Origin of the sequence: Bacteroides zoogleoformans (assembly GCF_002998435.1) — a bacterium.
Taxonomy (GTDB): Bacteria; Bacteroidota; Bacteroidia; order Bacteroidales; family Bacteroidaceae; genus Bacteroides; species Bacteroides zoogleoformans.
Genome location: NZ_CP027231.1, coordinates 271,383 through 295,726 on the forward strand (window position 1 = coordinate 271,383; position 24,344 = coordinate 295,726).

General features: G+C 48.2%; 20 protein-coding genes and 2 tRNA genes. 7 read left to right on the forward strand and 15 right to left on the reverse strand.

What is annotated here, in order from left to right:
* Positions 1 to 132 precede the first annotated feature (132 nt).
* From C4H11_RS01200 to C4H11_RS01235, 8 genes are all read right to left on the reverse strand, one after another.
* Positions 133 to 1,059, reverse strand: a complete 927-nt coding sequence (locus tag C4H11_RS01200; RefSeq protein WP_106040141.1) for a diacylglycerol/lipid kinase family protein — start codon at positions 1,057 to 1,059, stop codon at positions 133 to 135.
* A gap of 72 nt (positions 1,060 to 1,131) precedes the next feature.
* Entirely contained in the window at positions 1,132 to 2,052 is a 921-nt protein-coding gene (gene miaA, locus C4H11_RS01205; protein WP_106040142.1) for a tRNA (adenosine(37)-N6)-dimethylallyltransferase MiaA, read from the reverse strand.
* A gap of 35 nt (positions 2,053 to 2,087) precedes the next feature.
* Positions 2,088 to 3,272, reverse strand: a complete 1,185-nt coding sequence (locus C4H11_RS01210) for a 5-fold beta-flower protein (protein WP_144597884.1) — start codon at positions 3,270 to 3,272, stop codon at positions 2,088 to 2,090.
* 569 nt (positions 3,273 to 3,841) lie between these two features.
* Complete coding sequence (locus tag C4H11_RS01215; protein ID WP_106040144.1) at positions 3,842 to 4,252, reverse strand: DUF5053 domain-containing protein; 411 nt, start codon at positions 4,250 to 4,252, stop codon at positions 3,842 to 3,844.
* A gap of 44 nt (positions 4,253 to 4,296) precedes the next feature.
* Entirely contained in the window at positions 4,297 to 4,479 is a 183-nt protein-coding gene (locus C4H11_RS01220; protein WP_106040145.1) for a hypothetical protein, read from the reverse strand.
* Positions 4,480 to 4,580: 101 nt separating this feature from the next.
* A complete protein-coding gene (locus tag C4H11_RS01225) occupies positions 4,581 to 5,015 on the reverse strand; it encodes a site-specific integrase (protein ID WP_106040146.1) in 435 nt (144 codons plus the stop codon).
* Positions 5,016 to 5,370: 355 nt separating this feature from the next.
* Positions 5,371 to 5,443, reverse strand: a tRNA-Pro gene (locus C4H11_RS01230).
* Positions 5,444 to 5,454: 11 nt separating this feature from the next.
* Positions 5,455 to 5,527: transfer RNA gene (locus tag C4H11_RS01235), tRNA-Phe, on the reverse strand.
* Positions 5,528 to 5,734: 207 nt separating this feature from the next.
* On the opposite strand from C4H11_RS01235, the gene C4H11_RS01240 reads away from it, so the two are divergent.
* From C4H11_RS01240 to C4H11_RS01250, 3 genes are all read left to right on the forward strand, one after another.
* Entirely contained in the window at positions 5,735 to 6,568 is an 834-nt protein-coding gene (locus C4H11_RS01240) for a CvfB family protein (protein WP_106040147.1), read from the forward strand.
* Positions 6,569 to 6,590: 22 nt separating this feature from the next.
* Complete coding sequence (locus C4H11_RS01245) at positions 6,591 to 8,090, forward strand: methyltransferase RsmF C-terminal domain-like protein (protein ID WP_106040148.1); 1,500 nt, start codon at positions 6,591 to 6,593, stop codon at positions 8,088 to 8,090.
* Positions 8,091 to 8,176: 86 nt separating this feature from the next.
* Positions 8,177 to 9,406, forward strand: a complete 1,230-nt coding sequence (locus C4H11_RS01250; protein WP_106040149.1) for a serpin family protein — start codon at positions 8,177 to 8,179, stop codon at positions 9,404 to 9,406.
* Between the two features lie 121 nt (positions 9,407 to 9,527).
* On the opposite strand, the gene C4H11_RS01255 is transcribed toward C4H11_RS01250, so the two are convergent.
* The 5 genes from C4H11_RS01255 to C4H11_RS01275 form a co-directional block, all read right to left on the reverse strand.
* Complete coding sequence (locus C4H11_RS01255; RefSeq protein ID WP_106040150.1) at positions 9,528 to 10,751, reverse strand: TolC family protein; 1,224 nt, start codon at positions 10,749 to 10,751, stop codon at positions 9,528 to 9,530.
* Between the two features lie 69 nt (positions 10,752 to 10,820).
* Complete coding sequence (locus C4H11_RS01260; RefSeq protein ID WP_106040151.1) at positions 10,821 to 13,976, reverse strand: efflux RND transporter permease subunit; 3,156 nt, start codon at positions 13,974 to 13,976, stop codon at positions 10,821 to 10,823.
* Positions 13,977 to 14,026: 50 nt separating this feature from the next.
* The gene (locus C4H11_RS01265) at positions 14,027 to 15,226 is read right to left on the reverse strand and encodes an efflux RND transporter periplasmic adaptor subunit (RefSeq protein WP_106040152.1); all 1,200 of its coding nucleotides are present in this window, start codon (positions 15,224 to 15,226) and stop codon (positions 14,027 to 14,029) included.
* A gap of 113 nt (positions 15,227 to 15,339) precedes the next feature.
* Positions 15,340 to 15,747 carry a DUF6769 family protein gene (locus C4H11_RS01270; RefSeq protein ID WP_106040153.1) on the reverse strand — a complete coding sequence of 136 codons (408 nt, stop codon included), beginning with the start codon at positions 15,745 to 15,747 and terminating at the stop codon, positions 15,340 to 15,342.
* A 76-nt stretch (positions 15,748 to 15,823) separates the two neighbouring features.
* On the reverse strand, positions 15,824 to 17,461 hold the full coding sequence (locus C4H11_RS01275) for an ABC-F family ATP-binding cassette domain-containing protein (protein ID WP_106040154.1): 1,638 nt from the start codon (positions 17,459 to 17,461) through the stop codon (positions 15,824 to 15,826).
* 194 nt (positions 17,462 to 17,655) lie between these two features.
* On the opposite strand from C4H11_RS01275, the gene C4H11_RS01280 reads away from it, so the two are divergent.
* Positions 17,656 to 18,057, forward strand: coding sequence for a response regulator (locus C4H11_RS01280; protein WP_106040155.1), 402 nt, complete (start codon positions 17,656 to 17,658; stop codon positions 18,055 to 18,057).
* Positions 18,058 to 18,220: 163 nt separating this feature from the next.
* Here C4H11_RS01280 and C4H11_RS01285 read toward each other — a convergent pair whose 3' ends face one another.
* Positions 18,221 to 19,045, reverse strand: coding sequence for a peptidase associated/transthyretin-like domain-containing protein (locus tag C4H11_RS01285; RefSeq protein ID WP_106042990.1), 825 nt, complete (start codon positions 19,043 to 19,045; stop codon positions 18,221 to 18,223).
* Between the two features lie 93 nt (positions 19,046 to 19,138).
* On the opposite strand from C4H11_RS01285, the gene C4H11_RS01290 reads away from it, so the two are divergent.
* On the forward strand, positions 19,139 to 20,578 hold the full coding sequence (locus tag C4H11_RS01290; RefSeq protein ID WP_106040156.1) for a CCA tRNA nucleotidyltransferase: 1,440 nt from the start codon (positions 19,139 to 19,141) through the stop codon (positions 20,576 to 20,578).
* Positions 20,579 to 20,624: 46 nt separating this feature from the next.
* On the opposite strand, the gene C4H11_RS01295 is transcribed toward C4H11_RS01290, so the two are convergent.
* A complete protein-coding gene (locus tag C4H11_RS01295) occupies positions 20,625 to 22,691 on the reverse strand; it encodes an RNA degradosome polyphosphate kinase (RefSeq protein WP_106040157.1) in 2,067 nt (688 codons plus the stop codon).
* A 109-nt stretch (positions 22,692 to 22,800) separates the two neighbouring features.
* On the opposite strand from C4H11_RS01295, the gene C4H11_RS01300 reads away from it, so the two are divergent.
* On the forward strand, positions 22,801 to 23,292 hold the full coding sequence (locus tag C4H11_RS01300; protein WP_106040158.1) for a metallophosphoesterase family protein: 492 nt from the start codon (positions 22,801 to 22,803) through the stop codon (positions 23,290 to 23,292).
* Positions 23,293 to 23,468: 176 nt separating this feature from the next.
* Positions 23,469 to 24,341, forward strand: a complete 873-nt coding sequence (gene rfbA, locus C4H11_RS01305) for a glucose-1-phosphate thymidylyltransferase RfbA (RefSeq protein ID WP_106040159.1) — start codon at positions 23,469 to 23,471, stop codon at positions 24,339 to 24,341.
* Positions 24,342 to 24,344 lie beyond the last annotated feature (3 nt).

Genomic DNA, 24,344 nt, shown 5'->3' on the forward strand with positions numbered 1-24,344 from the left:
GTATCACCTCCGCATATCCTCTGCTTGTATAGACATGGAGCAGATATGGATTTGATACGGTTCTGATAAGGAGCTGTTCCTGAAGTGACAGTAAGTGGCGTTGTTTTTTTCGACTTTCAGACGGTTCCCGTTTTAACCGGGGATAATCAGAGTGGCAGCTTCGTGCAAAATGCCTATGTCCAAAGGAAAATGGCGATCCAGAATGCGTCCGTCCAAATCGACGGAAGCGTTTTGTGCACGCAGTACCTTCACTTTCTGGGTGCGGTAGGGCATCACCACCTTATGGTTGAGAATCCGGCCTTGGATGAGCATCCATAAACCTGACCAAAGTTGTAATAATTCCGGACGGTAAATGACGGAAACATCCAACCAGCCATTATAGGGTACTGCGCTCGGAGCTTGTCCATACCCCCACGCACTGCCTATGCAGACAGTCATGATACGACCTCGAATATGCTCACCATTTATCTTGAGATGCATCCGATAGAGTTTACGTTCGAAGATAATAGATAGCAATGCCATGAAATAGGAGAGAAATTTGACGCCCCAAAAACGTTTGCACTGATCGGTGATTTTCACAATGCGTGCGCCCAACCCTATATTGATGGCATTGAGAAAATAGCGCGTCAGATGTTTTTCGCCATCGTAATAGTAGCAAGTTCCCACATCAATTTTCCGGCGACGGTTTTTAATGATGCAGTCTACCGCTTTTTTGTAGTCCTGGCTCATGTTCCAATAGTCGGCAAAGTCATTGCCTATGCCGTTGGGGATGATGCCGATGGCAATATCTTTCTTGTCGGCGACATTGGAAAACATGATACCGTTGATAACATCGTTCAATGCACCGTCACCTCCTACTACAACGATGGTTCGGTAGCCGTTGTCGGCAAGAAATCTCGCCAGACGTTCTACCGAGCCGAACCCTTCGGACTGGAGGTAGTCGTAAGACACACCTTTGGAATCCATATATTCTTTGATTTCTTTCCACCGTTTTTGCACCTTCCGTGTCCCGGCTTTGGGGTTGTATATCACTCCCCATTTTTCAGGTTTCGCACTCATAGATTCGTTTCTTTCAGTAGGTCTAACATTTTCATTTCATATCATCGGTTTCATCCTTTTTCGCCAAAGATACTAAATCTCTTTGAGTTTTGCTTTTACAAAGGCTATCTTTTCTTCCATCGGACATCGGGCATTTATCCAATGGATGGTGAATCCGCGCCGTTCCATGCCTCTAAACCACGTCATCTGCCGTTTGGCAAATTGATGAATAGCTATCTCCAGCTGATGGTACATCTCATCGTAACTCAACTTGCCGATGAGGTAAAGCGTCAAGTATTTATATTCCAAACCATAATAGATAAGGTCTTCCGGCCGGATGCCTTGTTCTATCAGTTGTTTCACCTCATCTACCATTCCTTCTGCCAACCGTTGACGCAGGCGTTGGGTTATTTTCTCACGGCGCAGTTCCCGGTCTATATCCACTCCGATGATGAGACTGTTCAAGGCCGGGAACGAACGCTCCTCTACCGGAGTGTGGGCGTAAAACTCTTCTATCTCGATGGCGCGTATGGCACGTTTGGCCGTATCTACATCTGTGGTGTTGTGCAGATTTTTGTAGCCTTTCAGTATCTCCGTCAGTTCTTCCTGCGATTTGTCGGCCAGACGGTTGCGCAGTTCTTGATTTTCCGGTACGGGCAATAGTCGGTAACCCTTCAACACAGATTCGAGATACATTCCGGTTCCTCCGCACACAATGGGTAGGCACCCTTTTTGCTTAATGGTCTCGTAAGCATCGAGAAAATCACGTTGGTATTCGAAAACATTGTATTTGTAGCCCGGATTGACTATATCAATGAGATGATATGGAATTTGTTTCCCGTTTACAGTGTAGTCTGCAATGTCTTTTCCGGTGCCAAGATCCATGCTTCGATAAACTTGCCGTGAGTCTGCACTGATAATTTCCGAATGAAGCTCGGCGGCCAATGTCGCAGCAAATGGGGTCTTCCCTGAGGCTGTGGGACCCAATATGGCGATTAAATCGTAGTGAGGCATGGTATGCTTTTGTTAATTCTGAGTTGTGATTTCTGCTACCATTTGAAATAATTAAAGAAGTAGAATGCCGCTGCCCATCTCCTGTCTGCCTGGGTATAACCGATGGTTTGATTGCTTGCATTGGCAACTCTGCCACCACTGATAGTTCCAATGAGTTGGTTATTCTGGTTTTTGACAGACCCGTCTGCTTCTATTTTCCCGATAAACTGGTTGCTACTATTGTAGTAGGAGCCGCTGCTGCACTTGCCGATCATAGAATTGGTTTCAGAGAAAATTTCACCGTTGCGACCAATTCTTCCTATTTTCTGATTGTTTTTGTTGAAAACATCTAATGAACCATTGATATGGCCGATGTGTTGGTTGCTGCCATTGTAGAATTTATTTATACTACCGGAGTTGTTCGTTACAGATTTTTGGCGTGCGGCTTGTTGTTTTCGCTCTATTTCTCTCTGCTCGGCCTGCCTCTTCTGTTCTGCCAAATGAGCTTCCCGTTCTTTCATGATGACAATGTCATCTTTCATTTTCCAGGTTTGCTTGTACTCGCTGCGCATTGAGGCATATAGGGATTGCAGTTGCTTATAAATTTCTTGGTATCGGGCATCTTTTGCGGATATGTCACCACTATATAGTCTAATTTCTCTGATGGCATTGGCTTGGGCCAGGTAGAACTCTTTGCTGTTCGGACCGGCCGAAGGTGCGTTGACCTTATCGATAAAGAACTGGATGACATCGTAAGTGCTGTTTTGTTTTGCTTCTTCAGAAGAGTTGTCGAAAGCGGGTCTTCCCCCGTAGATTAGTTTGTTTGCTTCAGCCATTATCTGTTGGACTTCGGTCCGCCATTCTTGCATTTGCTGCTTGTCAGTCTTTTCATTATTTTCCAGCAGATTCAACAGGTTGGTGATTTGATTGCAATGCAGGCAAGCTATATGTTCCATGTCTTCTTCGGCTATGGCTGTTTTAAATTGCTTCAGTTCATAGGCTAAATTGGCAAAGAGTTCTTCCGGTTCGGATTGTTCGTTAAAATCTGATTCTCGGGCGATAGAATACATTTTTTGTTCGTGCACTTTGTCTGAGACTTTCTTTTCGGCCTCATTGGCTTCTTTCACGATTTTGGTTGTCACCGTTTTTTTTACTCTTTCTTTCAGTGCCCGAAACTGTGCATTTGCAGCAAAAGAAGCTGAGAATAGCAGTACGATTACCGTACATAAGGTTCTAAACATTTTTGTTTTCATCTTTTTTTAGTTAAAGTTAAAATCTATATTTATTTCAAGTTCTTTATGTGGTAAATGGAGAAAAAGATCAATGCGTTTTAATTTTAAATTTCATTATTATAAACCTGTTGTCGGAATTAAATTAAGCAGACAATTCTGAGTGATAAAACATACATGGTCTTGATTTTTAGAGGATTATTGGTGTAACATCTTTGATTTTAAATCATTGTATTCACAACTTATACACAAAATTCGTCAAAATATTTGAGACATGCAAGCATTTTTCTTAAAATATAGTCCAATGAACAAGGCAACATAGCCCGTCGTGGTACTATCTCCAAATTTTCAGTTCTGGAAGTGGTGGTATCTTAAGGAGGGACAGGGTATTTGCCCCTATGTATGTTATCGGTAACAAGAAGTACTATTGCATTGAGATTAAATATAGAGCCGAAAAGAATCAATCCTCTGAGATTGTCGAAGGGCGTTTCTTCAGCTACGAGGATGTGATCTATGTTTTAAAAAAAAAGTCCCCGTAGGCGGCTCAACCTGCGGGGACCGGCGTCAAAAGAATCGAGTTATCAACCGATAGCAAGAGAGCCTAATTTCTTTCCGATATCCTGAAGGGCATTGTTCAATGTCTGTATCTCAGCTTCTTTCAGGTAGTATATCTTGCCTCTTACGGGGCTGCCGTTAACCCGTTGGCTTAGCCATGCGGCGCTTTTTCCGAAGTAGTTTTGTGCGATATACTTCAATGACACGATTTCGCTGATCTCTTTCACTTGCCGCTTGATGTCCAGCATCCTGTCTAACTTTCCGTCCAGCTCGTCTATTTCTTTCTCCACTTGGTTCAGTTCTCCGTCCAAATATTGTTTGATATATGCCTTTTCTTCGGGCGTCCGGTATTTGGCGGCGATTGCTTTCATCTTGTTGGTGCTCTCTACACCTTCAAGACTGCTCATGATTTTTAGTTCTTTCAATAGTTCTTCCATACTTCTGTTGTTTTTGCCCCTCCCTTTCAGGAGGGGCTGTTCTTTTACTCTTTCATTAACTTTTCTCTCTTTGCCATCATCTTAGATAGCCTTTCCAATAACTCATCTACTTTTTCAGAGGGGTCGACTTCCAGAATCTTGCAGCGTTCGATGTACTTCTGAACCTCGTACTTCAGGCGGTAGATTTGGAAGTTGACTTCTTCCAGCTCGTCTTTTCCTTTTTTCATAGGTCGTTTTTTTAATGATTAATACTCTTTTTCTTTTGACATCACAAATGTACATAAAATATTTTTAATGTGTAAGTAAAACATAAAGTTTTTTTATGACATTACAAATTACCTTCAAAGTTCTTCAGTTCCGGATGGGCGGTCATCTGCTCTTTCCTTACATACTTGTTTGTCGTGGCCACGGATGAGTGACGTGCTTGGTCCTTCGCTACGCTAAGTCCCACACGGTCAATGGCATCCGTTATCCCAGTGTCTTTCAGGCTGTAGAATTGATAGTGTTCGAGGAAGCTCTCTATATAGGCTCTGTCGAACTGGTAGATATACACCATTTTGCCGGAGAGGCTTTCGTTCCATTCCTTCAGCTGGTTAAGCCGGCATATATAATTATTGTAGGTGGATGGTTTGATGACATCGTCTTTGAGCATCTTTTTCATGTTCAGCTCGTATCGCTCGAACACTACATTGCACGGCGTGAATCCTTTCTTTCCGCATTCCTGAATCAATGGATTCCATCCCTGCTTCAGCTTTACGGCCACTTCGTCCCGGAAGCGGAGTGCCGCTTCATCCCGGTCTTTCTTGTTGGCGATGTGGTTGAATTTCTTGCGGATACGTCTTAACTTTGGGTTTCCCTCTAATACGGAGTCGGGGTCTAAGACGTAGAAGTATACATATTTTTCCCAGCCTTTCTTATTTTGTATATGGGCAGGCGGTATTTCTCGATTTCTGCGAAGTTGTCTCTGTCCTTTTTCGGCAACATTTTTTTTACATTGTTTCGTTTTCGTAACAATGCAAGTTAATGATAACCAGTTCTATTTTGTCCCGTATTTGTCCCGGCACTTGAAAAGAAAAAGGTTTAACCTGCTGACTGGCAATAGGTTAAACCTTATCTTGTCGGAATGAGGCGACTCGAACGCCCGACCCCTACGTCCCGAACGTAGTGCGCTACCAACTGCGCTACATTCCGCCTTTGAAAAGTGGTGTCACCAGGAATCGAACCGGGGACACAAGGATTTTCAGTCCTTTGCTCTACCAACTGAGCTATGACACCATTTCTCGGTTTGCGGGTGCAAAGATAAATAGTTTTTTTTATACCACAAGGCTTTCCAAGAAAAATATCTAAAAAAGGAGGAAGGATAAGCTCTCCTGACAGTGCGCTTATAAAGAATGAGTTTTTTTTAAGTGAAAGTTTTTTCTTTTGTTGAGGATTGTCCGGATGTTCACAATTTATTTATCTTTGCAAGAAAAGCATAGAACTATGAGTATAGAGTTAGGAAAATTCAATACGCTGGAAGTAGTGAAAGAAGTTGAGTTCGGAATGTATCTGGATGGTGGAGAAGAGGGAGAAATCCTGCTCCCATTGCGCTATGTCCCCGAAGAGTGTAAGGTAGGTGATAAGTTGAACGTTTTTATATATCTGGATAATGAAGAACGTTTGGTGGCCACTACATTGACACCATTGGTGCAGGTGGGGCAGTTTGCTTGCCTGGAGGTGGCTTGGGTAAATCAATACGGTGCCTTTCTTAACTGGGGCTTGATGAAAGACCTCTTTGTTCCATTTCGGGAGCAGAAGATGAAAATGCAGGTAGGGAAAAAATACGTGGTTCATGCTCATTTGGATGACGAGAGCTACCGCATTGTTGCTTCGGCTAAAGTGGAACGTTATCTTTCCAAGGGACAAGCACCTTACCAACCGGGGGAAGAAGTAGAAATCTTGATTTGGCAGAAAACTGATTTGGGTTTCAAGGCTATCATTCAACATCAATACAGCGGTCTGCTTTACGAAAGTGAGATATTCCGACCGTTGCAAGCGGGTATGACGCTAAAAGCTTATGTGAAGCAGGTGCGTGAAGATGGCAAGATAGACTTGATGCTACAGAAACCGGGTGCCGGAAAGGTGGGTGATTTTGCGGCTTCCCTTTTGGAATATATCCGCGAACAAGGCGGTGCTACCTCGCTGAATGACAAAAGTCCCGCAGAGGATATTTATGCCGCTTTTGGTGTCAGCAAGAAAACATTCAAGAAAGCAGTGGGAGATTTGTACAAGAAACAGCTGGTGGTGCTGGAAGATAACAAAATAAGGATTAGGTAGGTAATCTAAAACTGTTTATATCATGGAGTTACCTTTGGCTTTTACCGACTATATGCATGCCCTTTTGGGAAGTGAGGAATATGATAAACTGGTTGCTGCTCTTGACGAGGAGCAGCCGGTCAGCATACGACTGAATGAAGAAAAATTGCAGGCTTCTTCATTCGGCCGTTTTCGTGCCTCTTTGCGAAAGGTGCCTTGGTCGGCTACCGGATGTTATCTGAACAACCGTCTGAGCTTTACTTTCGACCCGTTGTTTCATGCCGGCTGCTACTATGTCCAGGAGGCTTCGTCCATGTTTGTGGAGCAGGCATTGAAACAGTATGTTGCACAAGAACCGGTGGCGATGCTCGACCTTTGTGCGGCTCCCGGAGGAAAATCGACTCTTGTCCGTAGTCTGTTGCCCGAAGGCAGCCTGCTGGTTGCCAATGAGGTCGTCCGCAGCCGTTCGAGGATTTTGGCGGAGAATCTTACAAAGTGGGGACATCCCGACGTCGTGGTGACCAACAATGACCCGGTGGATTTCTCTCCGTTGGATGGTTTCTTTGATGTGATACTGACCGACGTTCCTTGTTCCGGCGAAGGCATGTTTCGGAAAGACCCTGTTGCCGTGAGCGAGTGGAGCCCCGGCAATGTGGAGATATGCCGGCAACGCCAGCATCGTATCATTGCGGACATCTGGCCATGCCTGAAACCCGGTGGCATCCTTATATACAGTACATGTACTTATAATACGAAAGAGAATGAGAAGAATATCCGTTTGATGCAGAAAGACCTTGGAGCGGAAGTTTTGCCATTGCAGGTTCCTGCCGATTGGAACATCACGGGTAACCTGTTGACCGGAGAAGACTTTCCCATTTATCGTTTCCTGCCTCATAAGACGGAGGGTGAAGGCTTCTTTCTGGCTGTCCTGCGTAAGCCCGGACAGGGCAACGGGAATGTGTGGGCAGAGCAGTCGTGCACCCGGGACATAACATCTGTACTATATGGGCAAAGAGATGATAACCAGCGGGTAAGGGGGCGAAAACCGGTGGACAAAGGAACGAAAAGTAGCGGCTCTGTCAAAGAGCAACTTGCCGTGTTGCGCGGATGGCTCACTGCTCCGGATGAATATGAGTTTCTTACGCATGGCGACAACCTCAGCGCTTTCTCTAAAGAACTTCTCCCGAGATTGTCGGCTTTGCGTTCATCGCTTCGTATTGTGCAAGCGGGGATAGGCATTGCCGAGCTGAAAGGCAAAGATTGGGTGCCTGCCCATGCGCTTGCCATGAGCACTGCGCTGAATCGGGCCGCTTTCGTTTGTGAAGAAATAGGCAGCGAACAAGCCATTGCCTATTTGCGCAAAGAGACGGTGGTGCTTCCCGAAACAGCTCCCCGAGGAGTCGTGTTACTTACATATCAGCATATTCCTCTTGGATTTGTCAAGAACATCGGCAATCGCGCCAACAATCTTTATCCACAGGAGTGGCGAATCCGTAGCGGATACATGCCCGAGGAGATTTCTGAGTTGGCGGGGCTTCTATGAATATTTTTTGTCATTTGATGCAGTATTCTCATTGTCTGTGCATTTTAATTATAGATAATTGTTTTTTTAACTAATACTATCAACCTATGCTAAAGAAAACATTTGCCGTATTTGGTTTGCTTTGCATCCTTGCATCGTGCCAAAATGATGAGAGTTCTTCCCCGCAACCGCAACCTCGTAAAGACATTGCTCTTACTCGTACGGAGCAAGAAATGTTGGATAAGGGGAACGATTTTGCCTTTCGTTTTTTCAGTCAGGTTTGCAAGACTGAAGAGAAGCCCAATCTGTTTGTCTCTCCTTTGAGTGTCACTCTTTGTCTGTCGATGGTCACTAACGGAGCGGCTGGCAATACGCTGGAGGAAATGAAAACCACTCTGGGGTTTTCCGATTATTCATTGGATAAGATGAATGATTATAATAAAAAACTGGTAACCGCTCTACTTGATTTGGATAATACCACTCGGTTGGGTATTGCCAATTCTATTTGGATAAGACAAGGATTCGGAGTGTATGACGACTTCGTGAATGTGAATAAGCGGATGTACGATGCACAAGTGCGGGAATTGGATTTTGCATCGCCCGCTGCAATAGCTACCATAAACAATTGGTGTGCCGAGAAAACGAATAACTGTATCACGGAAGTCTTGACAGAAATTCCTGATGCCGCATGTCTTTATCTGCTGAATGCGCTTTATTTCAAAGGGAATTGGACGAAACGGTTCAGTAAATCCGATACTGCTTCGGAGCAATTTACAAACGGGGATGGAAGTAAGTCTGCGGTGCAGATGATGAATATGAATGAAGGGCACTTTAATTATGGCGAAAACGAATATTTCTCCATTGCCGAGTTTCCATATGGCAACGAGGCCTTCAGCATGGTAGTGCTTTTGCCCGCAGAAGGAAAGTCGCTGGAAGAGTGCTTGCCGCAACTGACAAAAGAACATTGGCTGGAGTGGAGCAAATATCTTTCGGGTGCAACGCTGAACGTCAAATTTCCCCGCTTTGAACTAAAATATGATAAAAAACTGAAGACGGTTATGATGGCAATGGGGATGAAAGATGCCTTCGATCGCGTTACCGCCGACTTCTCTAAAATGTCGGCTGCTCACTTGTTTGTCGGCCTGTTGGAGCAATACACATACGTCAAAGTGGACGAGGAAGGCACCGAAGCTGCCGCAGTGACCGTTACAGGTATGCTTACTACTTCTATCGGTACGTCGGTAAAATCTTTTCATATCAATCGTCCCTTTGTTTTCCTGATAAAGGAGAAGAGTACGGGAACCATCCTTTTCATGGGAAAGGTGACAGCGTTGTAAAGCACTTGAGCCTGGTATAAGAAATATAAAGGGAGTTTTGTTTTTTTCTTTCTTCCTTTTATGCATATAGCGGACTAACGGGAGTCTTTGTCGCTGACTCCCGTTAGCCGTTGTCGCTGACTTACAGCCTGCTCTTGTAGATTTGTGCCATCGCTTTCTGATAGCGATTCTCTAATTGCAGCAGATTCGTTTTGCTTTGGTAGATAACGGATATCTCCACGAAGTATTCAATCATGCTGATTTGCCCTCCCACAAGTGCCCGCTTCAGTAGGGTAAGGTCTTGCTGTTGTCCGAAGGTACGTTCGTATTCCTCTATCGAGGCTTGCAGGTTGCGGGCTTCTTCGTAAAGTTGCCACAGTGTGGAGCCGGCTTGAAAAACCGCATTCTCCTTTTGGGCGTCTATGTTGAGGACTTGTGCCTTGGCCATTTTTACTTTGCTGCGGTTCTCGAATATCGGGAAAGAGAAGCCTACCACCACGCCATTCAGCGGGCGTCCCGACTCTGTGTTTCGGCGATAACCCAATTCCAGTTTCGGCAACCATCCTTGCCTGCTTGCCGAAACACGCTGCCGGGCAGCGGAGCTTTCGCCTTGCAAGGCTTGTAGCATGGGGTCGGAGGCCAACAATTCGGCAACTACGGGGCGGAAATCAGCCGGCAGTGGAACTGCCGGATATCCCGCCAGATGGACAGCTTGGGTAGTGGAATAACTTTCGGGCATGGTACGTCCGGGTATGAACGACCGATTTCCGTTGAGTGCGACCAGCTCTTTTATCTTATTCTCTAAGGCGGTCTTGTTCAAACGAACTTCCGTGCGCACATTCAGTAATTCCAGATTAATTTTATTGGTTTCTATGATGTTAGCATCGCCTGTTGTAAGCCGTTGGGCATACAAGGCGGACAACTCTTCCGCATTCTTCAACCGCTCGTCGAGCAGAAGTTGCAGGCGTTGCAGCATGATGATGTCCAGACATACCTCTTTTGCTTGGAGCAATACCTGTTGGCGGAAAGCGGCGGCTTGTGCATCGAGCGCATTCGTCTTGAGGCGGTTCATTTTTCCTCTTGTTGCATAGAGGGTGGGGAAATCGAAACTTTGAGAGACGACCAGTTCACTGACAGTCTCATTGCTGTTTTTCGAATCCCAAAGGTGGGCATAAGACAGTGTAGGGTCGGACAGATTGTTGTCGGTCTTGTTCTCTAACTTTTGCGAAACGATGAGGTGTGCATTGGCCTGTAACTCTTTGTTATTGGCTTCTATCTGTCGAAGAACATCATCTATGCCGGATGTTTGTGCGCATACCTCGGCAGATGAGAGGATAACTGCGCTGAGTAGGAAAATCTGTTTCATAATAAGGGAGGCTCTTCCCCGGCCCCTCCCCCGTAGGGAGGGAGGAGCAGAGTTCGTTTTAATTTATATTTACTTAGTCGGATATCTCTTTTTCATCGGATTCCTCAATTTTCTTCCCTCTCTACAAGGGGAGGGGGTATGGGAGGAGAGACCGTAAACTATCGGTACGATAAATCCATTCAAGAACGTAGAGGTCAGCAATCCACCCAGAATCACTTTGGCCATCGGGCTTTGTATCTCGTTGCCCGGGAGGTCTCCGCCGAGCGCCAGCGGAATGAGTGCCAAAGCGGACGACAAGGCTGTCATCAGAATCGGGTTCAGACGATCCAGCGAACCGTGCACAATGCTGTCGTGCAGACTGTGACCTTCTTCCTGAAGATGCTTGTAGTGACTGATGAGCAACATCCCGTTCCGGGTGGCGATGCCGAACAAGGAAATGAAGCCGATGACAGCGGGGATGCTGACCTCGCCCGTTGTGACAAGCAGGGCAAATACACCGCCAATCAAGGCCAGCGGCAGGTTGATGAGGATGATGGCACTCTCTTTCACACTGCGGAACTCGTGATAGAGCAACAGGAAGATGACCACGATGGATATGAACGAGGTCAGTGCCAGTGTGCGGCTTGCAGCTTGTTCGCTTTCAAACTGGCCTCCATACTCAAGGTGGTAACCTTCCGGCAGGTTTATCTGATTGTCCACTCGCTGCTGTATGTCATTCACCACACTTCGCAGGTCGCGGTCCGCTACATTGGCGGAGATGACGATTTTACGTTTCACATTCTCTCGGCTGATGGTGTTCGGCCCCATGGCAGAGCGGATTTCCGCCACATGGTTTAGTGGGATTTTTCGCCCGTCGCCCGTATCAATCATCAGGTTGCTTATCCGTTCCATTCCGTCTCGCCGATCCTCTTTGATGCGGACGGTAATGTCGAAACTCTGTGTCTTCTCATAAACCTGAGAAACGGTTTCGCCTGCTAAGCAAACATTGACCACTTCAGCAAATTCCGGCAGCGTAATACCGTATTTGGCAAGCATCTCCCGCTTGGGCGAAAGGATTAGTTGCGGCCGTTCAATCTGTTGTTCTACAGTTAAGTCGGCAATGCCGGGAATGTCTTGAATGGTATTCTTGATTTCATTGCCTAAGGCAAACATGCGGTTCAAGTCGTCGCCAAAGAGTTTGATGGCGATATTGGCCTTTGTGCCGGACAGCATGGCATCGATGCGGTGACTGATGGGCTGCCCTATTTCGACGTTGGCTCCCACGATGCCGCCTAACTTCTCGCGCACTTCGGCCACGAGTTCGCTGCGCGGACGGTCTTTCAACTCAAAAGGCGCTTCAATCTCCGAAACGTTTACGCCCAAGGCATGCTCGTCCAATTCGGCACGTCCCGTTTTACGGGCCACGGTCTGTATTTCAGGAATGGAAAGTAGCAGTTCTTCGGCACGACGTCCCATCTTGTCGCTCTCGTCCAGCGAGATGCCCGGAAGCGATGACAGATTGATGGTGAACGAACCTTCGTTGAAGGGGGGAAGGAAAGAGCGTCCCAAGGTGAAAAAACAAGCAAGTGCCGTAATGAACAGCACGACACTGCCTCCCAGTACACCTTTTTTGTGTGCCAAGACCCAAGTCAGTGCTTGCTCATACCATTCTTTCATTTTGCGTGCCACAGCAGAGTCGCCATTTGCACTTTCTTCTTTCCCGATACCTTCTTTTCCCAGCAGATAGGAGCAAAGTACCGGTGTGACGGTCAGTGCCACAACGGTGGAAGCAGCCAATGCCACGATGAACGCAATGCCTAAAGGAACGAGCATTCTGCCTTCCATACCGCTCAGGAAGAACAGGGGCACGAAGCTGACGATGATTATCAATGTGGAGTTGAGGATGGGCATGCGTACTTCTTTCGAGGCGTTGAACACCACTTCTGTGATAGGCAGTTGTTCCGCAACCGGTTTCAGGCGGTTTTCGCGCAGCCGCTTGTATACATTTTCCACATCCACAATGGCATCGTCCACCAACGAGCCGATGGCGATGGCCATGCCGCCGAGGCTCATGGTGTTGATGGTAAATCCCATGTGGTGCAGGACAAGAACGGAGGTTATCAACGACAGTGGCAAGGACACCAGTGAGATGATTGTCGTACGCGCATTGGCAAGGAACAGGAAAAGGACGATGACAACAAAGATGCCGCCTTCCAGCAAGGACTTCTGTACGTTTCCGATGGAACTCTCGATGAAGCGGCTTTGTCGGAAAATGTCGGTAGATACTTTCACATCGGCAGGCAGGTTCTTTTGCAACTCTTTCAGTGAAACCTCCAGCTTGTCGGTCAGCTCTATGGTACTTGTTGCGGGTTGCTTGGTGACGGTCATCAGCACGGCAGGCTTTCCGCGTTCGGAGGCAGTGCCCAGTCTCGGCAGTTTGGCTCCTGTGCAGATGTCGGCAATGTCTTCCAGCAAGATGGGGGCGCGAGAAGCGTCCTCGCTGCGTACAACGGCCTTGCCCATGCGTTCCGTGCAGTCGGTGGACAATAAACCACGCACGATGTATTCGTTGCCATACTCATAGAGTACTCCGCCGTTGGCGTTCAGATTCATTTGGCGTGTCGCATTCATCACTTCACTCAGACTGATGCCGTAATGGCGCATCCGTTCCGGATCTAATTGAATCTGATATTCCTTAATGTCTCCACCCAATACGGCGACCTGAGCCACCCCTCCGGTAGAGAGCAGGCGCGGACGTATGATGCGGTCGGCGATGGTACGCAAGTCCGGCATGGAAGTAGAGTCTGCGGTCAGGCCCACAATCAGCATCTCGCCTAAGATGGACGATTGCGGTCCTAATGTCGGTTTGCCCACATTGGGCGGCAATGATTCGCTGACTATGGGGAGCTTCTCGCTGACAATCTGACGGGCTAAGTAAATATCCGTATCCCAGTCAAATTCCACCCACACAACGGAAAACCCGTTTGTGGAAGAAGAGCGTACACGGCGTACACCGGTTGCACCGTTCACAGCCGTTTCAACGGGGAAGGTGACAAGCTGTTCCACCTCTTCCGCTGCCATGCCGTTGGCTTCGGTCATGATGACCACCGTAGGTGCGTTAAGGTCGGGAAACACGTCCACTTCCGTATGCATGGCAGTATATGTACCGCCAATCAGCAACAGCATGGATGCCGCCAACACCAGCATGCGGTTGCTGAGCGAATAACTGATTATCTTGTTTAACACGTTTGCTATGTTTATATATTTATCAATTTGCTTTTGTTCACTCAGGGGGATTAATGCTCGTGGCTATGGGCCGGGATGGCATTGGCTGCCGAAGCTAATTTCACCTGATAGGCTCCTTGCGTCACTACATGGTCTCCGGTTTTCACTCCGGAGAGTATCTGTACGTATTCTCCATTGTCTGCGCCAAGAGTCACCAACTGTTTCCGATACCCCTCTTCGTCCAATTGCAGGTAGACGAAGAAACTGCCTTGCTCCTCTGTCAGTGCACTGTGAGGTAAGGCGATGACGTCCTCTATAGGTGAAGAAAGCAGGAATACTTCTACGTATGACCCGGGGATGATGTCGCCTTTGTTGTCGAACTCAAAAGTTATGGGGACGTAGTATCCGTTTTCGCCCGAGGCTTTTCCGTAAGAGAGCATGCGGCCGTTCAAATCTTTCAGTGCGTACACCTTATCATTATAAGGAGTACGGAAATTGGCCGAACCGATGGTGCGCAGGTAAGAGTAATATTTTTCAGACACATCGGCACGCAGGAACAATCTTTTGTTCTGAGTGATGCTCGCTATAGGTTGACCTATGGCTACGTAGTCACCTTCTTTCACGAGTAAGTCTTTCACATATCCACTGATGGGGGCAACTACCGTCTGTCCGCCGGCAGAGTGATTCTTGGCTACCGACTCGTAACTGATGCGGGCGTGCTCATAGGCCTGCTCGGCTTGGGCAAATTCTTTTTCCGATACGATTTTGTTGCCTACAAGCGCTTTCATACGCTCGTATTCTTTCTTGGAGACTTCATAGACCACGCGGGCTTTTTGCACCGGGTCGCCATCGGTCATGCCCTTTGATGACAATATGGCCAGTGCGCTACCTTTGCCTACGCCCATGCCTTCAACCACTTTGCCTTTGAATGACACGATGCCTGCCACGGGGGCTGCCACCATGCTTTCTTCTCCTTGGGCAGCCAATACTTGCCCTCCGGCTCTGATAACTTGGTGGAAAACTCCCGGTTCCACGGTGTTTACGACGATGCCGGCAGCTTGTGCTTTGGCCGGGGGGAGAATGATTTCGTCGCTTCCGCCATCATTGCTTTTTTGCTCCTCATGCTCGTGGTTGCAATCTTTGTGTGCATGGTTATGCTGTTCGTGATGGTGAGTCTCATGATTGTGTCCTTCGTGGTTGTTTTCGGACTTGCTGTTGCAGGAGCCTAACAGGAATAATCCTACGGCTCCCATAAAAAAGATTTTTTTCATGCTGTTTGTTCTTGTTCGTTATTTGAGGTACAAAAAGGAGGAATGGAGCGTGCAATCCGATTGCATGCTTCCAAACAGGAGATAGAACGGCTTTCGACGATGGTTGATGCCGTTTAAGCAAGAACAGAGGGAGGGGCGCGAAGTCCCGCGGCACGTGTGATAAACGTGCCGTGAAGAGATTCCAGATAGACGCAGTCATGCCTTCGGACATCAAGTTCGGGCAGGATTAACAATTTGGAAAGCGGTTCTATGAATAAAGTGACCGCCCATAAGATTTCGGAATGCAAAGAAACACCATCGGCTCCAGGCGTTTGTTGCACGAAATGAGTCGTGAGACATCCTGTGTCGCAACAGCAATGTCCGGCATCGGAGGTATGGTGATGTTCGCAGCAGTCGGCAGTGATATCGTTTTTCATACATATCAGTCCGTCTGCATGATGATGGTGAGGAATGACAGGTACCATCAGCATAATCAGGCTGATGAAGAGAAAGAGTATGGATATATGCTGTCTTTTTTTCATTCCTTTATCTTTGTAGGGGACAAAGATAAAGGTTCATGATTTAATAAACAAGCGTAGAAAGCTAAAAAGAGGGGGCTTATTTCCTCTCTAATTCGCGCAACGAATTCATTTTTTTCTTCTCGAGGAATTCGTAGATGCCACTTAAATGTTCTTTTACCTGTTTGTTTCCGAATTCGTAGACCTTGCTCACTAATCCATCCAAAAAGTCGCGGTCATGGCTTACAAGGATGAGGGTGCCGTCAAAATCACGAAGGGCTTGTTTCAGAATATCCTTGGTTTTTATATCCAGATGGTTGGTAGGCTCGTCCAAAATCAACAGATTGACCGGTTCGAGCAGCAACTTAATCATGGCAAGGCGTGTGCGTTCTCCGCCGGAAAGAACCTTTACCTTCTTCATGGATTCTTCGGGACCTCCGAACATGAAGGCACCCAGCAAGTCGCGTATCTTGTTGCGGATTTCTCCTTTGGCGACATCGTCGATGGTCTGGAACACAGTCAGGTTCTCATCCAGCAGAGATGCCTGGTTTTGTGCAAAATAGCCTATCTGTATGTTGTGCCCTATGGTGAGCGTGCCTTCATGTTCTATTTCGTTCATGATGCACTTCACTAAAGTAGATTTTCCTTCGCCGTTCTTTCCCACAAAGGCCACTTTGTCGCCCCGTTCTATGGTGAAAGTGGCATTCTTGAACACCACATGCTCACCGTAGCTTTTGCCAACGCCTTCCATGATGACGGGATAATTGCCCGAACGAGGCGAAGGAGGGAATTTGAGCCGCAGTGCAGAGGTGTCTTCTTCGTCTACTTCCAGCAGTTCCAGCTTTTCCAGCATTTTCACCCGGCTTTGCACTTGCAGGGTTTTGGAATATGTACCTTTGAAGCGTTCGATAAACTCTTTGGTATCGGCAATGAACTTCTGCTGTTCATCGTATGCCTTTTGTTGTTGTTCGCGGCGTTCTTTGCGCAGTTCCAGGTATTTGGAGTAGTTTACTTTGTAGTCATAAATTCTCCCCATGGTCACTTCGATGGTACGGGTGGTAATGTTATCCACGAATTTGCGGTCGTGACTGATGACGATGACCGCTTTCCCGTTGTTGATAAGGAAATCTTCCAACCATTGTATGGATTCTATGTCTAAGTGGTTGGTCGGCTCGTCCAGCAAGAGTACATCAGGCTTTTGCAGTAGCAGTTTGGCTAGTTCGATGCGCATGCGCCATCCGCCACTGAAGTCGCCGGTAGGGCGTTCGAAGTCTTTGCGCACGAATCCCAGCCCGAGCAACGCTTTCTCTACATCTTCTTCATAGTTTGTAGTGTCTATGGCGTAGAACTTCTCGCTCAGGGTAGATACATGTTCGATAAGTTCCATGTAACTGTCGTTTTCGTAGTCGGTACGCGTCTCAAGCTCTTTGTTGAGCCGTTCTATTTCAGCCTCCATTTCGTGCAGATGGGCAAAAGCCTGTGCCGCTTCTTGAAAAACGGTACGTCCGTCTTCCGTCATAAGATGCTGTGGGAGATAGGCTATGACACAATCTTTAGGAGCCGATATCTTGCCTCGGGTAGGCTGTCTTACGCCTGCCAGAATTTTCAACAAGGTACTTTTCCCCGCTCCGTTCTTTCCCATCAGGGCGATGCGGTCTTTCTCATTGATTACGAAAGATATGTCACTGAATAAGGTGGTGCCGCCAAACTCTACGGCCAGTCCGTCTATGGAAATCATTGCTTTTTCTTCTAAAATGAGATGCAAAGATAGTATAAACTGAAGAGAGAATAAATAAGGAAAAGTCGATTGTATGCAAAACTTTTGTGTCTTTTGGCAGAAAATGTATCGAGAAGAGGCTTATCTCCTCTAAAAACTAGCATCTTGCATTATTTTTTCTTATCTTTGCCCCTGTAAAATGAAACACAAAGGTCATGGAAACTGAAAACATGTCGGAAGGGTACCGACCACTTATTCTGGTGGCAGAAGATGATGAAAGTAATTTCAAACTGATAAAAGCTATCATCGGTAAAAAATGCGAGATTCTATGGGCAAGAAATGGTGAGGATGTTGTGAGTTTATTCAAAGAAAATCGTGGCAGGGCTGAGGCAGTTTTGATGGATATAAAAATGCCTGTTATGAATGGCTTGGAGGCCACGATGAAGATACGTGAGGAGGATAAGGAGTTGCCTGTGATTATGCAAACCGCTTATGCTTTTACTGCCGACCGCGAAAAGGCTCTGGAGTGTGGAGCTTCGGAGGTATTGGTGAAACCGATTACTTTGAATGCCTTGCGAATGTGCTTGAGCAAATACCTGCCAAGGTTAGTCTGGTAAGAAAGTTTCGGCAAATAGAAAAATAGCAGAGTGGTAAAACTGTAGCCAATTGCAGTTTTATCACTCTGCTGTTTTTTTACCTTATATATAGTGCCGATATGGGCAGTGCGAAGAATGAAAGGAGTGCCAATTGCGACAATGACACTTTGTCAATCCGCGTATTCTATTTTGTTATTCTTCTTTCTTCCATCTTCCGTTTCACGAATTTTATCTTCAGGTCTGCCTCCTCCATATTCTTCTTTATTTCAGATATGGACGAGAGTAGCTGTGCCAGGTCGTAGATGTCGGCAAGGGCTTGGCGATCTGTTGCCGACATGGCGGTGGAATAGGGATGCTCTCCTTGATATTCAACTTTTATGTTTTTGTCTTTGTTCAAATAAAGAAATCCCATGACGTTTCCGTCTTCTCCCATTTTATAGTCTGCTTTCTCTATTTTCTCGTCAAGATCGGTTGTCTCGTAACTGTCTTTGGCGGTGGGCGTTTCGGCAAAGCTTCCATCGGGGGCAATCACTTTGACGGCTATGTGATGGATGTTGCGAGGGCCGCAATAGATGGAGGTCATGCTCATCATGCCGTTTTCGTCTGTCTGAAAACGGAGGAACGAGCGGTGCAGGTTTTTCTCGATGACTTGCGACGGATGCAGGTAGTTGCCTGTATTTTGATATTCGGCATCTTTTTCAAAAGCGTATTTGCTTTTGATGGCGTTGAATGCCTGTTGTTTGGCCTGAAGCATGCTGTCGAGGTAGAGCTGGCTCTTTTCCTGTTCTTTCAGCTCGATTTCCTGCATCAGCCCGATGCCGGCACGACGGACATCAAAAGCTTTGGGATAGAGCGTCTTGATACTATCAACCATAATTTTCGCTTCATTGTAGTTGCCAAGCTCGAAAGCTTTCCGCGCAGCTTGCAGCTTTTCATCGGCTTTTTTGTCCGCGTCGTTGCAGGAGAAGAGTGTGCAGCACAGGCACACCAGAAGCATACTTTTTCTCATAATCATTTTCTTGAAGTTAGCGGGGAACAAAGATAGTGCAAAATTTAGAAATAATATCCCTATCTTTGTGCCTTCAAACTGATTTATTGACAAATGATAGAGTTGACGGCAGAAGAACTGAAGGCGCGTTTCAGTGACGATATATTCAAGCAAATATCCGAGACGGCTGACGGGCTGGGATTGGAGTGTTATGTGGTGGGCGGATATGTGCGCGACATATTCTTGCAACGTCCCTCCAAGGATATCGATGTAGTGGTGGTGGGCAGTGGCATAGCGATGGCCGAAGCGTTGGGGAAACGCTTGGGGCGAGGCGCGCATGTCTCTGTCTTCAAGAACTTCGGTACGGCGCAGGTGAAACATCGTGGCGTGGAGGTGGAGTTCGTGGGGGCGCGGAAAGAGTCGTATACACACGACTCACGCAAGCCGATGGTGGAAGACGGCACTCTGGAAGATGACCAGAACCGCCGCGACTTTACCATCAATGCCCTGGCCGTCTGCCTGAACCGTGCACGCTATGGCGAACTGGTGGACCCTTTCGGCGGGATGGAAGACATGAAAGAGAGAACCATCCGTACGCCGCTCGACCCCGACATCACTTTCTGTGACGACCCTTTGCGCATGATGCGCTGCATCCGTTTCGCCACCCAACTGAACTTTTACATAGACGACGAGACGTTCGATTCGTTGTGCCGCAACCGCGAACGTATCTCCATCATCTCCAAAGAGCGCATTGCCGATGAACTGAACAAAATCATCCTTGCCCCCATACCTTCCAAGGGATTTATCGACTTGGAACGATGCGGGTTGCTGGAGCTAATCTTCCCCGAACTGGTGGCGCTGCAAGGTGTGGAAACCCGCAACGGACGGGCGCATAAGGATAATTTCTATCATACCCTCGAGGTGCTTGATAATATCAGCAAGCAGACCGATGACCTCTGGTTGCGTTGGGCTGCGATTCTGCACGACATCGCCAAACCCGTGACCAAGCGTTGGGAACCTCGTGTGGGATGGACTTTCCACAATCATAACTTCATTGGCGAGAAGATGGTGCCCGAAATCTTCCGCAAGATGAAGTTGCCCATGAACGAGAAGATGAAGTTCGTGCAGAAGATGGTGAGCCTGCACATGCGTCCCATTGTGATTGCAGATGATGTGGTGACCGACTCGGCCGTGCGGCGCCTTCTGTTTGAGGCCGGAGATGATATAGACAGCCTGATGACTTTGTGCGAGGCCGACATCACGTCCAAGAACATGGAGCGCAAGAAGCGTTTTCTGGATAATTTCCGGTTGGTGCGCCGGAAGCTGAAGGACTTGGAAGAACGCGACCGCATCCGTAACTTCCAGCCTCCGGTGAGCGGGGAAGAAATCATGAAGACCTTCGGGCTTTCTCCTTGCCGCCAGGTGGGGGCGTTGAAGAGTGCCATCAAAGATGCCATTCTGGACGGCGTCATCCCCAATGAATACGGAGCCGCCCGTGCATTCATGCTGCAACGGGCGGAAAAGATGGGCTTGAAAGTGAACCAGGAAAGGTGAGCGAGCTTCTTCTTTTTCGTCACTCTCTCTCTATATATAATCGCCTTTAGTGATTGTGCTCTTTCAAGTATTCGTAAAAGGTGTATTGCGAGCGTACCCTTTCGTCTTGCGGGTGAGCCGATTTCGGGCAGTTACGCAAATGGTCATCCACAAAGCAGGCTTTCCGCCTGTCAGATAGCTGTATGGAAAGCATGTCCGTCAGTTCGTTTTTCAAATCCGGATCCAGTATGGGGGCTACGGCCTCGATGCGGCGATAGAGATTGCGGCGCATCCAGTCGGGCGAGCCAAGGAAGAGCTTGGCTTCGCCTCCGTTGCCGAAGTACCACACGCGGGCATGCTCCAGAAAAGTGTCGACGATGCGTGTGACGCGGATGTTGCGGCTGTACATCTGTCCGGGGATGAGGCAGCAGATGCCGCGCACGATGAGGTCTATCTCCACGCCGGCTTCGGAGGCTTCGTACAGCCGGTCTATCATGGCGGGGTCTTGCAGCGCATTCATCTTGAGGATGATTCTGCCCCGTTTCCCGTCCTTTGCCAACTCTATTTCGCGGTCGATGAGGCGGTTCAGCTCGGGCATCAGGTTGAAACGTGCCACGAGCAGTTGGTGGAATACGGGGTTCTCTTTGCCTTGCAGGGTGCGGAACAGATTGTGGAGGTCGTTCACAATCACCGGATTGCAAGTGAACAGTCCACTGTCGGCATAAACCGTGGCCGTCTTTTCGTTGAAGTTGCCCGTGCTGATGTAGGCATAGCCGGGCAGCTTGTCCTCTTGCCGGTCGTGCCGCAGCACCAATGCCACTTTGGCGTGTACCTTCAGTTTTGGAATGCTGTATATGATGTTGATGCCGGCACTTTTCATCATTTCGGCTGTGGCGAGGTTGTTCTCTTCGTCGAAGCGCGCTTTCAGTTCTACGAACACCGTGACTTCCTTGCCGTTGCGGGCGGCGGCTATCAAGGTATTGATGACGGTGGAGTTTTCTGCCACGCGATATTGGGTTACCATGATGGCGCGCACGTTCGGGTCGTGTACGGCCTCGTATAGGAAATGTATGAAATGATCGAAAGAGTGGTAGGGATAATGTAGCAGCAAGTCTTTCTTCTCCACATAGCGGAAGATGGACTCGTGCTCGTCCAAACAGGCCAGCTTCATGGGCTGTGGCTTGTTGATGGGAGGTGCCGGCCGGTGGGGGTTGGGCAGATGGCGCAGGTCTTCCAGGTTGAGGTGCTTGTCGCCGGGCACCAGTTCGCGGCGGTCTATGCGGTAGGCATCCACCAGGAAGTTAAGGAAGTCCGTCGGCATGGCGCGGTCGTACACAAAGCGGCAGATGGCGCCTATTTTGCGTTTCTTCACCTTCGTCTTCACCTGCTCTATGATTTCGGAAGTGGTGTTCACCGTATCGTCTATCAATATGTCCGCGTCTCGCGAAATCTTGATGCAATAGCTGCTCTCTACCACGTAGCCGGGGAAGATGGCTCCGATATTGGCCTTGATGATGTCTTCAATGAACATCAGGTAGTGGTTTTCTCCCACTTTGGGCAGTTGGATGAAGCGCGGCACTTTGCTGTACGGCAGTTTCATGACGAAGTATTGGGTATGGTCGGGCGAGCCTGCCGGCAGACTTTTGGCGTAGAGGCGCACAGCCAGATAAAGGCGGTTGTCGCGCAGGAAAGAGACAATCTTATCCTTGCTTACCGGAACGGGCGACAAATAGGGGAATATCTCTTCGTGGAAGAAGTTGCGTATGAACGCCTGATGAAAAGGCTCCACATTCCGGCTCTGATAGAAGATGATGTGCTGCTTCTTCAGGGCCGGCAGAATCTGCTGTTCGTAGATGCGGATGCGGTCTTCCAGTTGGCGGTTCACTTCGTCATTGATTTCTGCCACTAATTCGATGGCCGATTGCACCGACTCTTCGTCATTCTGCGTCACTCCGCAGGCAATGGCCTTGTGGTCGGCCACCCGTATTTTGTAGAATTCTTCCAGGTTGGAGGAGTATATGGAAATAAAATTGATGCGCTCGTACAAGGGCAATGTGTCGTCTTCGGCCTCCAGCAACACGCGATAGTTGAAAGACAGCCAACTGATGTCACGCTTGAAGTATCTGTTCTTCATAAGATTTCGGTTTAAGCGGGCAAGGATGCAGACAGGCGCTGAAATAAATCGGTCTCTTGCTCTTATTTCGTCCAAATATAATTACCTTTGTTTAATAAACAAAAGAAAGATGACAAAAATTGGTCTATTGTCGGATACGCATGCCTATTGGGACGAGAAGTATCTGCACTATTTCGAGCCATGCGACGAGATATGGCATGCCGGAGACATCGGTTCGACGGAAGTGGCACGGAAGCTGGCGGCTTTCCGCCCGTTCCGCGCCGTGTATGGCAACATCGACGGGCAGGAGTTGCGCCGGCTTTATCCGCAGACGCTACGCTTCACGATAGACGGGGCGGAAGTGCTGATGAAGCACATCGGCGGATATCCCGGCAATTATGACCCTTCCGTCAAAGGCAGTCTGCTGGTGCATCCGCCCCGGCTTTTCATCAGCGGACACTCTCATATCCTGAAGGTGAAGTATGACAAAACGTTGGACATGCTGCACATCAATCCCGGAGCCGCCGGCATCTCCGGCTTCCATAAGGTTCGCACCATGGTGCGCTTCGTGGTGGACAAGGGGACATTCAAAGACCTTGAAGTCATTGAACTGGCCGGCTGAACCGTTGCCGGCCTCATTCATCTCGTGGCTTCTGCTGAAAAAAACAGCTTGCATATTTTTTTTTACATCCGGTTTACATTATATTTGCAGCCTGAATAGCAAGTAGAGCCGTGGGGCTTCGTCCTCCTTCTTATTTTATTCTCCGTTTGATGTATCACCGAAAATAGAACTGAAATATGAAAGGAATCATTCTTGCAGGTGGCAGCGCCACTCGTCTCTATCCCTTGTCCAAGGCTATCTCAAAGCAGATAATGCCCGTCTATGACAAACCCATGATATACTATCCGCTCTCTACGCTGATGCTGGCAGGCATACGCGAAGTGCTGATTATCTCTACTCCTCGTGACTTACCCATGTTTCGCGATTTGCTTGGAACCGGCGAAGGGCTGGGAATGTCTTTCTCCTATAAAGTACAGGAAAACCCCAACGGACTGGCGCAGGCCTTTGTGCTGGGCGCAGAGTTCCTGAACGGCGGGCCGGGTTGCCTCATTCTGGGCGACAACATGTTCTATGGGCAAGGCTTCTCGGCCATGCTGAAGCGCGCCGCCTCCATCGACAAGGGGGCCTGCATCTTCGGCTATTATGTGAAAGACCCCCGGGCTTATGGGGTCGTAGAGTTCGATGATGAGGGGAAGGCCCTCTCTTTAGAGGAAAAACCGGCACACCCCAGAAGCAACTATGCCGTCCCCGGCCTTTATTTCTATGATTCCACCGTGACGGCCAAAGCGGCTTCTTTGAAACCTTCCGCCCGGGGCGAGTATGAGATAACCGACCTTAACCGTCTTTATTTAGACGAAGGCACGCTGAAAGTGGAACTCTTCGGCCGCGGTTTCGCATGGCTCGATACGGGCAACTGCGACAGCTTGCTCGAGGCAAGCAACTTTGTGGCTACCATACAGAACCGTCAAGGCTTCCGTGTCAGCTGCATCGAGGAAATAGCATGGCGCAAGGGCTGGATAGACGTCGGCCAACTGTATCGCCTCGGCGAGCAGCTGGGAAAAACGGAGTACGGCAACTATCTGATGGAGCTTGCCGACTCGAGGAGATAAGAA

Coding starts and splice junctions, on each gene's coding strand:
- C4H11_RS01300 (WP_106040158.1), top strand. CDS start 22,801: ATGACAAAAATTGGTCTATTGTCGGATACGCATGCCTATTGGGACGAG.
- C4H11_RS01265 (WP_106040152.1), bottom strand. CDS start 15,226: ATGAAAAAAATCTTTTTTATGGGAGCCGTAGGATTATTCCTGTTAGGC.
- C4H11_RS01280 (WP_106040155.1), top strand. CDS start 17,656: ATGGAAACTGAAAACATGTCGGAAGGGTACCGACCACTTATTCTGGTG.
- C4H11_RS01200 (WP_106040141.1), bottom strand. CDS start 1,059: ATGAGTGCGAAACCTGAAAAATGGGGAGTGATATACAACCCCAAAGCC.
- rfbA (WP_106040159.1), top strand. CDS start 23,469: ATGAAAGGAATCATTCTTGCAGGTGGCAGCGCCACTCGTCTCTATCCC.
- C4H11_RS01285 (WP_106042990.1), bottom strand. CDS start 19,045: ATGAGAAAAAGTATGCTTCTGGTGTGCCTGTGCTGCACACTCTTCTCC.
- C4H11_RS01295 (WP_106040157.1), bottom strand. CDS start 22,691: ATGAAGAACAGATACTTCAAGCGTGACATCAGTTGGCTGTCTTTCAAC.
- miaA (WP_106040142.1), bottom strand. CDS start 2,052: ATGCCTCACTACGATTTAATCGCCATATTGGGTCCCACAGCCTCAGGG.
- C4H11_RS01255 (WP_106040150.1), bottom strand. CDS start 10,751: ATGAAACAGATTTTCCTACTCAGCGCAGTTATCCTCTCATCTGCCGAG.
- C4H11_RS01210 (WP_144597884.1), bottom strand. CDS start 3,272: ATGTTTAGAACCTTATGTACGGTAATCGTACTGCTATTCTCAGCTTCT.
- C4H11_RS01220 (WP_106040145.1), bottom strand. CDS start 4,479: ATGAAAAAAGGAAAAGACGAGCTGGAAGAAGTCAACTTCCAAATCTAC.
- C4H11_RS01270 (WP_106040153.1), bottom strand. CDS start 15,747: ATGAAAAAAAGACAGCATATATCCATACTCTTTCTCTTCATCAGCCTG.
- C4H11_RS01215 (WP_106040144.1), bottom strand. CDS start 4,252: ATGGAAGAACTATTGAAAGAACTAAAAATCATGAGCAGTCTTGAAGGT.
- C4H11_RS01245 (WP_106040148.1), top strand. CDS start 6,591: ATGGAGTTACCTTTGGCTTTTACCGACTATATGCATGCCCTTTTGGGA.
- C4H11_RS01250 (WP_106040149.1), top strand. CDS start 8,177: ATGCTAAAGAAAACATTTGCCGTATTTGGTTTGCTTTGCATCCTTGCA.
- C4H11_RS01290 (WP_106040156.1), top strand. CDS start 19,139: ATGATAGAGTTGACGGCAGAAGAACTGAAGGCGCGTTTCAGTGACGAT.
- C4H11_RS01240 (WP_106040147.1), top strand. CDS start 5,735: ATGAGTATAGAGTTAGGAAAATTCAATACGCTGGAAGTAGTGAAAGAA.
- C4H11_RS01275 (WP_106040154.1), bottom strand. CDS start 17,461: ATGATTTCCATAGACGGACTGGCCGTAGAGTTTGGCGGCACCACCTTA.